General features: G+C 58.5%; 11 protein-coding genes. 7 read left to right on the top strand and 4 right to left on the bottom strand.

The annotated features are described in order from the left end of the window. Positions 1 to 11 precede the first annotated feature (11 nt). Complete coding sequence (glnA, locus tag F560_RS0112895) at positions 12 to 1340, top strand: type I glutamate--ammonia ligase (RefSeq protein WP_019006149.1); 1329 nt, start codon at positions 12 to 14, stop codon at positions 1338 to 1340. A gap of 179 nt (positions 1341 to 1519) precedes the next feature. Here the strand turns inward: glnA and F560_RS25060 are convergent, their stop codons facing one another. Both F560_RS25060 and lexA read right to left on the bottom strand, forming a co-directional pair. Then, complete coding sequence (locus F560_RS25060; RefSeq protein WP_019006150.1) at positions 1520 to 1630, bottom strand: hypothetical protein; 111 nt, start codon at positions 1628 to 1630, stop codon at positions 1520 to 1522. A gap of 580 nt (positions 1631 to 2210) precedes the next feature. Beyond that, the gene (gene lexA / locus F560_RS0112905) at positions 2211 to 2834 is read right to left on the bottom strand and encodes a transcriptional repressor LexA (RefSeq protein WP_019006151.1); all 624 of its coding nucleotides are present in this window, start codon (positions 2832 to 2834) and stop codon (positions 2211 to 2213) included. Positions 2835 to 3119: 285 nt separating this feature from the next. On the opposite strand from lexA, the gene F560_RS23255 reads away from it, so the two are divergent. From F560_RS23255 to F560_RS0112925, 4 genes are all read left to right on the top strand, one after another. Continuing rightward, positions 3120 to 3398 (top strand): LysM peptidoglycan-binding domain-containing protein, encoded by a 279-nt coding sequence (locus tag F560_RS23255; protein ID WP_019006152.1) that lies wholly within the window; start codon positions 3120 to 3122, stop codon positions 3396 to 3398. Between the two features lie 151 nt (positions 3399 to 3549). Beyond that, entirely contained in the window at positions 3550 to 3741 is a 192-nt protein-coding gene (locus F560_RS0112915) for a DUF896 domain-containing protein (RefSeq protein WP_019006153.1), read from the top strand. Between the two features lie 40 nt (positions 3742 to 3781). Then, on the top strand, positions 3782 to 4303 hold the full coding sequence (locus tag F560_RS0112920) for a hypothetical protein (RefSeq protein WP_019006154.1): 522 nt from the start codon (positions 3782 to 3784) through the stop codon (positions 4301 to 4303). A 35-nt stretch (positions 4304 to 4338) separates the two neighbouring features. Continuing rightward, complete coding sequence (locus F560_RS0112925) at positions 4339 to 5133, top strand: HAD family hydrolase (RefSeq protein WP_019006155.1); 795 nt, start codon at positions 4339 to 4341, stop codon at positions 5131 to 5133. Positions 5134 to 5239: 106 nt separating this feature from the next. Here the strand turns inward: F560_RS0112925 and F560_RS0112930 are convergent, their stop codons facing one another. Beyond that, positions 5240 to 5779 (bottom strand): 1,2-dihydroxy-3-keto-5-methylthiopentene dioxygenase, encoded by a 540-nt coding sequence (locus F560_RS0112930; protein WP_019006156.1) that lies wholly within the window; start codon positions 5777 to 5779, stop codon positions 5240 to 5242. Positions 5780 to 5934: 155 nt separating this feature from the next. On the opposite strand from F560_RS0112930, the gene metH reads away from it, so the two are divergent. Continuing rightward, entirely contained in the window at positions 5935 to 9387 is a 3453-nt protein-coding gene (gene metH, locus F560_RS0112935; RefSeq protein ID WP_019006157.1) for a methionine synthase, read from the top strand. 175 nt (positions 9388 to 9562) lie between these two features. After that, positions 9563 to 10621: a metal-dependent hydrolase gene (locus F560_RS0112945; RefSeq protein ID WP_019006159.1), complete on the top strand. Its 1059-nt coding sequence runs from the start codon at positions 9563 to 9565 to the stop codon at positions 10619 to 10621. Between the two features lie 143 nt (positions 10622 to 10764). On the opposite strand, the gene tlp is transcribed toward F560_RS0112945, so the two are convergent. Then, entirely contained in the window at positions 10765 to 10989 is a 225-nt protein-coding gene (tlp, locus tag F560_RS0112950; RefSeq protein ID WP_019006160.1) for a small acid-soluble spore protein Tlp, read from the bottom strand. Positions 10990 to 11369 lie beyond the last annotated feature (380 nt).

Consider the following 11369-nt stretch of genomic DNA (forward strand, 5'->3'; position numbering starts at 1 on the left):
GGGAGGTTCTCATGAGCTATACGCGAGAGGATATTTTGCGGATTGCAAAGGAAGAGAACGTGCGTTTTATTCGTTTGCAATTTACCGACTTGATGGGAATCATCAAAAACGTCGAAATTCCGGTAAGCCAGCTCGAGAAGGCGCTCGACAACAAAATGATGTTCGACGGTTCGTCCATCGAGGGCTACGTCCGGATCGAAGAGTCCGACATGTATTTGTACCCGGACCTCAGCACGTGGGTCGTGTTCCCGTGGGTGACGGAGGACAAGGTGGCCCGCCTGATTTGCGACGTTTACATGCCGGACGGAACGCCGTTCGCCGGCGACCCGCGCGGCATTCTCAAACGGGTGCTGCAGGAAGCGGCGGAAATGGGCTTTACGGCGATGAACGTCGGACCGGAGCCGGAATTTTTCCTCTTCCAGACCGACGACAGGGGCAATCCGACGACCGAGCTCAACGACAACGGCGGCTACTTCGATCTGGCGCCGACGGATCTGGGCGAGAACTGCCGCCGGGACATCGTGCTTACGCTCGAGGAAATGGGCTTTGAAATCGAGGCTTCCCACCATGAGGTCGCTCCGGGTCAGCACGAAATCGACTTCAAGTATGCGGACGCCGTCCGCGCGGCCGACCAGATTCAGACGTTCAAGCTGGTCGTCAAGACGATCGCCCGCCAGCACGGCCTGCATGCGACGTTTATGCCGAAGCCGATTTTCGGCATCAACGGTTCCGGCATGCACTGCCATCAATCGTTGTTCCGCGGCTCGGAGAACGCGTTCTACGACGAGAACGACAAGCTTGGCTTGAGCGCGGTCGCGCGCCACTACATGGCCGGCATTTTGCACCACGCGCGCGGGCTGGCGGTGATCACCAACCCGACGATCAACTCGTACAAGCGGCTTGTACCCGGTTACGAGGCGCCCTGCTACGTCGCTTGGTCGGCTAGCAACCGTAGCCCGATGATCCGGATTCCGGCTTCCCGCGGTCTCAGCACGCGCATCGAGGTCCGCAACCCCGATCCGGCCGCCAACCCTTATCTGGCTTTGGCCGTGATGCTGAAAGCCGGTTTGGACGGCATCAAGAAGAAGCTGCCGCTTCCGGCTCCGGTCGACCGCAACATCTATGTCATGAGCGACGAGGAGCGGATCGAAGCGGGCATTCCGAGCCTGCCGGTCGATTTGAACGAAGCGCTGAACGAGCTTATGCGCGACGAGGTCATCTGCGAGGCGCTGGGCGAGCATGCGCTCAGCCACTTCTACGAGCTGAAAGCGATCGAGTGGGATATGTACCGCACTCAGGTTCACCAATGGGAGCGGGACCAGTATTTGACGATGTATTGATGGGGTAGAACCCACCATTATAAAATGAGTCCGTCGTTTTGGCGGGCTCTTTTTATTACGGTAGATCATGATACAATCCCGCATGGTAGCTGTGCCGGCAGGGAAGGTGGAGCCAAAACAAAAAAAGCCCATCGCGCTCCACGGAGCTTGATGGGCAGACAATCAAGGGTTGTGATGGCTTAGAAAATCCCGATTCCCGCTCTGAGGATGATAACCAGCAGAATGAAAAGCACGAGAACGAATGCAGCCGCACGGAGGCCGCCGCCATATCCGTCGACAGGATAGCTCATGAAATCACCCCCTGTTTTCTTATTCGTGATTGTCCATCACACTTATAGTATATGAACGGATCATCTTACGGACAGTGCATTCGCGTAGATACGCGAACATTTCTATGACAGCCTTTTGGGGAGCCCCTTAGCCGTTTCGTTACATAGGGCGGTGTCTTTTTTTCTTATGCTTACAAATGACAATGGCTTTTTCGCCAGGGCGAAGTTTCACGACAATGACTTTTTTCCGTTTGGACATTCTCGCACCACCTTTCCTGCGGTGTTTTACAGTTTATGATCGGCAGACCGAGCTTGCCTGGACAAATATAGATATTAAATAAAAAACCGGCGCAGCGCTGCGGGCTCAAGCGGAAAGAGGATGCCGATAACCTGCGAACAGGGGATCGGAGAATCTTCAACGTCCGCGGACAAAACTCGGGAAGAGGAAGGCAGAAGCGGGGAAAGGCGGCGGGGAATGGCTTTGAACTCGGATAAAAAACGCCGCCCTGGCTAACCGGATATCCGGACCAGGGCAATCGGATGCCAGAAGAGCGAGCGGCTTGGCAGGCGGCGAGGCTGCAGCAGCATTCGCGCGGCGCTGTCAGTGAAATTTGCGGATCAGTCCGATCACTTTGCCGAGGATCGTGACGTTCTTGAGCCGCAGCGGCTCCATGGCGCTGTTCTCCGGCTGAAGCCGGATATGGTCTTTCTCCTTGTAAAACGTCTTGACGGTCGCTTCGTCGTCTTCGGTCATGGCCACGACGATGTCGCCGTTGCTTGCGGTCGGCTGTTGGCGGACAATGACGTAATCGCCGTTCAAAATGCCGGCTTCAATCATGCTGTCCCCCATAACCGAAAGCATAAACACCGGTTGGTCTCCCACCATATGAACCGGCAGCGGGTAATATTCCTCGATGTTCTCGGTCGCCGTAATCGGAACGCCGGCCGTTACCTTGCCGACGACCGGAACCTGGCGGACCGTGCGGGGGAAACGTTCGTTCTTGTCCTCGTCGTCCACCAGCACCTCGATCGCGCGCGGCTTCGTCGGGTCGCGCCGGATGAGCCCTTTCTTCTCCAGGCGGTCCAAATGACCGTGAACCGTGGAGCTGGAAGCGAGCCCGACGGCTTCCCCGATTTCGCGGACGGAAGGCGGATATCCCTTCTCCCGCACTTCGTTTTTGATAAATTCCAAAATCGCTGTCTGGCGATTCGACATCTTCGACACGCCGCAGCCCTCCCCGAAATGGATAATTTCATCTTTAGTAAATCATAACATAGAACCGGAGTTCGCACAAACATTCGTTCCCTGCGAACAAATGTTCCGAAATCCGCTTGATTCAAACGTATGTTCGTGTTATGCTCATACAAGAACATGTGTTTGGGGTGAAGCGCAATGGTTCATATATGGGTGCTCAATTCCGCTAACGGACATGCAGACGGAGGGCGTTCCGGCAGAGGTTCCGCAAGCCGGCGCGGCTTGCCGTCTTTGCCGATGAGGAGGACGGCCCGGATGCTGTTTTTGATCCTGTCTTTTCTCATCCTGTTTGCCGGTTTCAGCTTTTTACGTTCGTTCGCCGTGACCGATTCCGTTCCGGCTGCCGATGGCTCGGAGAAGACCGTGATCGCGGATGCGGGGGACACGCTGTGGTCGATTGCCGCCGAAGTCAAGCGGGACGGCATGGACACCCGTCAGGCCGTTCATCGCATCATGAAACGGAACGGTCTCGCCTCCGCCTCGATCGGCAGCGGCCAGAGACTGGTCATTCCCGCCGACGTGTTTTCCGGGTAAGTTTGCTACCTATACCTATACATACGGGTCAGCCTGCAGCATGCGGGTTGGCCTTTTTTTGACGATTCGGAACGTCGGCTTGACAGGGGACAACCGAAAATGTCACATTAGAAGAGGATTTCGGACAGGCAGAAGGAGAGGGAGAGCGCAGATGCAGAAATTGATCGCCAGAATCAACGAGTTGTCTCGTAAACATAAGACAGTCGGGCTGACGGACGACGAGAAGGCCGAACGCGAGAAACTGCGGCGTCAGTATTTGAGCAATATCCGGCAGCAGTTCCGTCAGCAGCTGGACAGCATCGAATGGGTCGACGAGCCGCCGCGCCAATCGATCAAGCATTAGGTTCGCATCCGGAACACAAGCAGCCGAAGGAGGATCCCGCATGTCCCGTTCTTGGGAGAGAATGGTCGAACGCAACACGAAGCAATTAAACAAACGCCGCAAAAAGGAAGGCAAGCAAGCCTTGTCCGTCTCCGGCGCACGCGTGGAGGTGTTCAAGGGCCGCAGCTATATCGTGCCGATCCTGCTGCTGCTTGTCGCGGCATTGTTTGTCGTCATTTCGGGCCCCTGGTCCAATACGTACGAATACAGCGAAACGCTGTTTTGGGTAACGGTAGGCTGTTATCTGCTGCTGGCGCTGGTTTATTTCTTGCGCAGGCCGTATTTGTCGATCAGCAGGGACACGCTGGAAACCCGGCGGTTTACCGGCTACAAAAGGCTGAAGCCGCTCGAAATCCGCAAAATCGTCCAGCAGCCCGGGTATATCGTGATCGAAACCGTAAAAGGCGGCAACTGGGTGTTTTCCAAGTGGATGAACCGTTTTCCGGTTGAAGCGATGGGGGAAAGGCTGCAGGAATACGCCAAAACGCACCGCATCGAATGGGAGCATAGAACCGGCAAATAAGCCGGGAGAGAACAATTGGGGGAAGAGGCCGCAACATGACGATAAAAGCCGTATTGTTCGATTTGGACGACACGCTGCTGTGGGACGAACGCAGCGTCAAGGAAGCGTTTGAGGCAACCGCCCGCCACGGGGCAAGCGCCGCCGGGGTCGACGCCGACGCGCTGGAAGCGGCGGTTCGCCAGGAAGCGCGGGCGCTTTATGAAAGCTATGATACGTACGCTTTTACGCAAATGATCGGAATCAATCCGTTCGAAGGGCTGTGGGGGAATTTTACCGGAGGGGAGCACCCGATGTTCCGCAGGCTGCAGGAAATCGCGCCGCGTTACCGCCGCGACGCGTGGACCCGCGGGCTGGCGGCGCTGGGCGTCGACAACGCCGCGCTCGGCGCGGAGCTCGGAGAACGGTTTGCGTCCGAACGGCGCATGCGCTCCCATATTTATGAAGAGACGTTCGAAGTGCTGGACGAGCTTAAGGGCCGGTACCGTCTGCTGCTGCTGACGAACGGTTCGCCCGATTTGCAGCAGGAGAAGCTTGACGGCGCGCCGGAACTGGTTCCTTATTTCGACGAAATCGTCATTTCCGGCCAATTCGGGGAAGGCAAGCCTTCGCCCAAGCTGTTTGCGTTTGCGCTGGATCGTCTGGGCATCGGCCCGGAAGAAGGCGTCATGGTCGGCGACAAGCTGACGACGGACATTAAGGGCGCCAACGGAATCGGCATGACGTCGGTCTGGATTAACCGCCATGGGGCGGCCCGCAGCGGCGAGATTGTACCCGCGCACGAAATCGCAAGCCTGCGGGAATTGCCCGGGCTGCTGAAACGTTTGTCCTAAAGCGAAACGGAAAATTCCCGGTTTCGCTCGAACCTGACGGTTCGGCGGCCGGGGACTTTCCGTTTGAACGTTGCTTAAATGGCGATGATGCTTTCAGGATGGCGGTTTACTTGACGAAGGTAGGGTCTTCGTACGGATGCGCGATCCAGCCTTCCGTTTCGATGAACAGGCGTACGGCCACGACTTTGCGCAAGTCCGTCAGCGTGAAGAAATGGGGGTTTCCTTCCGGAACCGAGATGACGTCGCCTTCGCTCAGGATCACGTCGAAATAGCCGACGGAATCGTCGCCTTTGATAATGAAGATGCCTTCGCCGGCCGTAATGGCGCGGACCTCGTCTTCGGTGTGCGTATGCACTTGCTCGAATTTTTTGAGCAATTCCTCGATGTTCGGCGTTGCGTCCGAGAGGGCGACGATGTCCCACGTCCGGTAGCCGCGGCGGCTTGCCAGATCGCGGATTTCGGCATCGTACGTCGTCAGGATTTCCTGCTTCTCTTCATCGGTGAGGACAAATTTGTCCTTCAGATGCGCCGGCAGCTTGGACGTATCCCAGTGTTCATACAGCACTTGCTGCTTCTCCAGGAAGGAGCGGACGTTTTCTTCCCCTTCGATCAGCTGACCGGTGTTGCGGATGCGAATTTTTGCCATCGGTAATTCCTTCTTTCCCAATATGAATTCGTGATTTAATTATAATCCAAACTTCGCCGTCTGTCGACGGGGAAACGCAGACATCTTTCCGAGAACATCAGATTCTGGTAGTATAAAATTTAACGATTTTTTCGATGGAGGAAAGGCGTCTAATCATGACTTTAACGTATACGAAGCCGTCTTTGCAAGAGGAGATGGCCAAGCGCATCCTGATTCTGGACGGCGCGATGGGCACGATGATCCAGCAGGCGAACTTGACGGCCGCCGATTTCGGCGGCGAGGAGCTCGAGGGCTGCAACGAGATGCTGGTGCTCACGCGGCCGGATGTCATTTCCGGAATCCACGCCGCTTATTTGGAAGCGGGCTCCGATATTATCGAGACGAATACGTTCGGCGCGACAAGCATCGTGCTGGCGGAATACGGCATCCCCGAAAAGGCGCGCGAGATCAACCTCGCGGCCGCAAGGCTCGCCAAAGAAGCTTGCGAGCGCTATTCCACGCCCGACAAGCCCCGCTACGTCGCGGGTGCGCTCGGCCCCACGACCAAGACGCTGTCGGTGACGGGCGGCGTCACGTTCGACCAGCTCGTGGAGGCCTACCGCGAGCAGGCGGAAGCGCTGCTTGAGGGCGGCGTGGACGTGCTGCTGATCGAAACGTGCCAGGACACGCTGAACGTCAAAGCGGCCGGCATCGGCGTCCGCCAGGCGTTCGAGCGGGTAGGCCGCGAAGTGCCCGTTATGATCAGCGGCACCATCGAGCCGATGGGGACGACGCTCGCCGGCCAAAATATCGAATCGTTTTACATTTCGCTCGAGCACCTGAATCCGATTTCGGTCGGTCTGAACTGCGCGACAGGGCCGGAATTCATGCGGGACCATATCCGCACGCTGTCCGGCATCGCGAACCGGGCGGTCAGCTGCTACCCGAACGCGGGCCTTCCGGACGAAAACGGAAAGTACCACGAGTCTCCGGAATCGCTGGCGAAGAAGCTGCGCGCTTTTGCCGAGCAGGGCTGGCTGAACGTGGCGGGCGGCTGCTGCGGCACGACGCCGGCCCATATCGCCGCCATCGCGGAGGCGATGCGCGGCGTCCCGCCGCGCAAGCCCGAAGGCCGGCACGCGCCAGCCGTTTCCGGTATCGAAACGGTATACGTGGAGGATGCGGGCCGCCCTTACATGGTGGGCGAGCGGACGAACGTGCTCGGCTCGCGCAAATTCAAGCGCCTGATCGCGGAAGGCAAGTACGAGGAAGCGTCGGAAATCGCCCGGGCGCAGGTTAAGAACGGCGCGCAGGTGATCGACATCTGCGTGCAGGACCCGGACCGCAACGAAGCGGAAGACATGAGGCGGTTCCTCGAGTTCGTCACGAAAAAAGTCAAAGCGCCGCTGATGATCGACACGACCGATCCGGCCGTGATCGAACTGGCGCTGAAATACATCCAGGGCAAGGCGATCATCAACTCGATCAATCTGGAAGACGGAGAAGAAAAGTTCGAAAAGGTGCTGCCGATCATTCACCGGTACGGCGCGGCCGTCGTTGTCGGAACCATCGACGAGCGCGGCCAGGCGATCAAGCGGGAAGACAAGCTTCAGGTCGCCCTTCGTTCCCGCGATTTGCTGGTGAACAAATACGGCCTGAAGGAAGAGGATATTATTTTCGACCCGCTCGTTTTTCCCGTCGGCACCGGAGACGAGCAATACATCGGCTCCGCCAAGGAGACGATCGAAGGCATCCGCCTGATCAAGGAAGCGATGCCGAAGTGCCATACGATTCTGGGCCTGAGCAACATTTCGTTCGGCTTGCCGGATGCGGGGCGCGAAGTGCTGAACTCCGTTTTCCTGTACGAGTGCACGAAAGCCGGCCTCGATTATGCGATCGTCAATACCGAAAAGCTGGAGCGCTACGCCTCCATTCCCGAGGAGGAGCGGCGGCTGGCGGAAGATCTGCTGTACAATACAAACGACGAGACGCTGGCGGCTTTCGTGGCGGCGTTCCGCGACAAGAAGGTCGAGAAAAAGGCGAAACCCGACAACCTTACGCTCGAGGAACGGCTTGCCGGTTATGTGGTGGAGGGCAGCAAAGACGGGCTGTTTGAGGATCTCGATCTGGCGCTGGCCAAATACAGCCCGCTGGACATTATTAACGGGCCGCTGATGGCGGGCATGGAAGAAGTCGGCCGGCTCTTCAACAACAACGAGCTGATCGTGGCGGAAGTGCTGCAGAGCGCGGAGGTCATGAAGGCGTCGGTCGCGTATCTCGAACCGCATATGGAGAAAACCGATTCCGCCGTCAAAGGGAAAATCCTCCTGGCGACCGTCAAGGGCGACGTCCACGACATCGGCAAAAACCTGGTCGAAATCATTCTGTCCAACAACGGCTACCGGATCGTCAATCTCGGCATCAAAGTGCCGCCGGAACAGCTCATTGAAGCTTATAAGGAAGAGAAGCCGGATGCCATCGGGCTGTCCGGACTGCTGGTCAAATCCGCGCAGCAGATGGTGCTGACCGCGCAGGATTTGCGCAACGCCGGCATCGACGTGCCGATCCTGGTGGGCGGCGCGGCGCTGACGCGGAAGTTCACGAAAACGCGCATCGCGCCGGAATACGACGGTCTTGTGCTGTACGCTAAGGACGCGATGGACGGACTTGATTTGGCCAACAAGCTGAGCGACCCGGAACAGCGGGAACGGCTTCTGGAAGAGCATCGGGCGTCGCTTGCGGCGCTAGCGGCGGAGGTCGAGGAAAACAATAAGATGCCGGAGCTCACCCGCGCGCGCAGGTCGAACATCTCCCAGGACGCGCCGGTGTTTACGCCGCCGGATTACGAGCGGCACGTCATTCGCGATTATCCGCTGTCGCACATTTTGCCTTATGTGAATATGCAGATGCTGATGGGCCATCACCTCGGTCTGAAAGGCAACGTCGAAGAGCTGCTTGCCAAGGGCGACGAAAAGGCGCTGCAGCTGAAGGAGACCGTCGACAGCATCCTGCTGAATGCGGAAAAAGAAGGCTGGATGAAGCCGCAGGCGATGTACCGCTTCTTTCCCGCGCAGTCGGAAGGGGACGATATCCTCATTTACGATCCGCAGGACCAATCGCGCATCCTGCACCGGTTTACGTTTCCGCGCCAGCGGGTGGAGCCGTATTTGTGCCTTGCGGATTTCCTGAAGTCCGTCGACAGCGGCATTATGGATTCGGTAGCCTTTATGGTCGTGACGGCCGGGCCGGGCGCCCGCGAGCAGGCGGAAGCCTGGAAGGAAAGCGGAGATTACCTCCGTTCCCACGTCCTGTCGGCTGCCGCTCTGGAAGTCGCCGAAGGGCTCGCCGAGCGCGTGCATCAGATGATCCGGGATTTGTGGGGCTTCCCCGATCCGGCCGAGATGACGATGAAGCAGCGGTTCGGCGCCAGGTACCAGGGCATCCGCGTATCGTTCGGCTATCCGGCCTGCCCCGATCTGGAGGATCAAGGGCCGCTCTTCGCCCTGATGAAGCCCGAGGATATCGGCGTCCATTTGACGGAGGGCTTTATGATGGAGCCGGAAGCGTCGGTATCCGCTATGGTGTTCGCGCATCCGGAGGCCAAGTACTTTAATGTCGATAAAAATTAATGCCGTAAAATAAAGCGGCCGTCTCTGTCGGCCGCAAACGTTTTGCGGAAAGCCCCGCCGTTTGCAGCCTCGAATTCGCCTTGGGAGCGGAGCGGCAAACGGGCGGGGGCTTTCATCGTTACGGGGCGTTAACGTTCCCGTAATGTTGCCTGAACAGTCAAGAGGTATAGTGAACGTGGCGGCGTCCTTGAAAAGGTATAAAAAGGCGGCGCCAAGCCATCATAACTTGCTGGAAAGGCAGGAGAGGGAAGCGATGGATACCGTTTCGCATTTGCTGTTCGGGGCCACCCTGGCCGGCATGGCGCATCTTCAGCCGGAGGTTGCCGCAGACCCGGCGCTGTCCGCGGCTATTCTGACGGCCGCGCTGATCGGGTCGCACGCCCCCGATTTCGATTCGGCGCTTCGCCTGAAGGGTCCGGACGCCTACGTCAAGCATCACCGCGGCTTCAGCCATTCGATTCCCGCGCTGCTGGTTTGGCCCTTTCTGATCGGCGGGCCGTCGTCCTGGCTGTGGGGGGCGGGCGAACATGCCGCGCTCGTGTGCGCGTGGACATTCGCCGCCGTCGTCCTTCACGTGCTGTTCGATCTGACCAACGCGTACGGCGTGCAGTGCCTGTGGCCGTTCCGGCGCAAATGGCTGCATTTGGACGCGCTATGCCTGACCGATATTGCGCTTGTGCTGCTGCACGGCATAGCGGCCGGCGGCTGGGCGCTCGGGGTATGGGCCGATCCCGGGGCGGTCTGTCTGGCCGCATGGGTGGCGACGGCCGTTTACGCCGTATGGAGAACGGTTCACCACGCGATCGTCGTCCGGCGCGTCAAAAGGCGGTTCGGGCGGCCGCTGGCCGTTCACGTTTTGCCGGGCTTATGGTGGTTTAACTGGCAGTACGTCGTGCAGGCCGACACCGGCGAATTCCATCTGGGCGTCATCCAGGGCAGGCGGATGCTGCCTTTCGATACGCTGCCCAAGCCCCAGGACGCGGAGGAGCACGCGTGCGTCCGCGTTTCCCGCGGCACGGCCAACGTACAGGCGCTGCTCCGGTTTGCGAAACGGGTTTACGTCAAATGGCAGGCGCAGCAGGACGGGGGATTTCTCGTCACCTGGACGGATCTGCGGTTCTGGAGGGACAAAGACTGGCCGTTCCGCGCGGAGGTCCGGCTCGATGACAAGCTGAACGTGGTGGAGCAGCGCATCGGCTGGCACAAAAAGGCGTGGGAACCGCCGTATGTATAAAACAATAGGCTGTCTCCCTAGCAGAAACCCTGCATGGAGACAGCCTATTGCGTTTCAAGGCCGCGCTACGCTCAGCTTCTGTTCCGGTTCGGGTCGTTGCCGCGCTTCCCTTTGGTCCGGCGTTCAAGCCCGGAAGGGCCAGGTTACTCCTCGCCAGCTCCGGCTTCGTCCTTGATTTCGTTCCGGAACTTTTCGATGCTGTGGCGGCGGCGCTCATTTTTGTCCGCGATCGCTTCGGCTTCGGCCGGGCTGATTTCGTCCGCGTGCTCGTCGAGATAGTCCTCGGCCTCGCGCAAATTGCCGATCGTGTTCTGCACCGCCTCTTGCAAATGCTCCACGTTATCGGAGCGGTCGTCCGGTTTTGCCATCTTTTCGAATCCTCCCGTTTTCGCAGTTCGTGTTCAGGAGCCTTAAGCTCTCGTGGATAGGATGACAACCGATCCGCCGTTCTATACGGACGCAGGAAACCGAAAAAGGCCGCGCAATGCGGATTGCCGGTATACAGCGGAGTACAAGCCTGAATCCCAAGGGAAGACCGGGCTGCGGAACGGGATGAAACTTTCCCGGGAAAGCGCACAAGCCGACACGGGTTGTCGGAATAGTCGGAAAATAGAACGAATTTACGCCCGAATTGCGGCCATCTGTCGCCGGGGACGCCCGATTCGACAACGTTTTCGTTCCGCTCCGCCATTGCGGGAGCGCTGCGGCCGGTTTTTTCCAACGTTTATATGCGTTGCCGTGCGAACGT

Source organism: Cohnella laeviribosi DSM 21336, from assembly GCF_000378425.1.
Taxonomy (GTDB): domain Bacteria; phylum Bacillota; class Bacilli; order Paenibacillales; family Paenibacillaceae; genus Cohnella; species Cohnella laeviribosi.

What these genes read in the sequence shown, in the direction of transcription:
- glnA (WP_019006149.1), top strand. Translation starts at nt 12, where the DNA reads ATGAGCTATACGCGAGAGGATATTTTGCGGATTGCAAAGGAAGAGAAC.
- F560_RS25060 (WP_019006150.1), bottom strand. Translation starts at nt 1,630, where the DNA reads ATGAGCTATCCTGTCGACGGATATGGCGGCGGCCTCCGTGCGGCTGCA.
- F560_RS23255 (WP_019006152.1), top strand. Translation starts at nt 3,120, where the DNA reads ATGCTGTTTTTGATCCTGTCTTTTCTCATCCTGTTTGCCGGTTTCAGC.
- F560_RS0112915 (WP_019006153.1), top strand. Translation starts at nt 3,550, where the DNA reads ATGCAGAAATTGATCGCCAGAATCAACGAGTTGTCTCGTAAACATAAG.
- F560_RS0112920 (WP_019006154.1), top strand. Translation starts at nt 3,782, where the DNA reads ATGTCCCGTTCTTGGGAGAGAATGGTCGAACGCAACACGAAGCAATTA.
- F560_RS0112925 (WP_019006155.1), top strand. Translation starts at nt 4,339, where the DNA reads ATGACGATAAAAGCCGTATTGTTCGATTTGGACGACACGCTGCTGTGG.
- F560_RS0112930 (WP_019006156.1), bottom strand. Translation starts at nt 5,779, where the DNA reads ATGGCAAAAATTCGCATCCGCAACACCGGTCAGCTGATCGAAGGGGAA.
- metH (WP_019006157.1), top strand. Translation starts at nt 5,935, where the DNA reads ATGACTTTAACGTATACGAAGCCGTCTTTGCAAGAGGAGATGGCCAAG.
- tlp (WP_019006160.1), bottom strand. Translation starts at nt 10,989, where the DNA reads ATGGCAAAACCGGACGACCGCTCCGATAACGTGGAGCATTTGCAAGAG.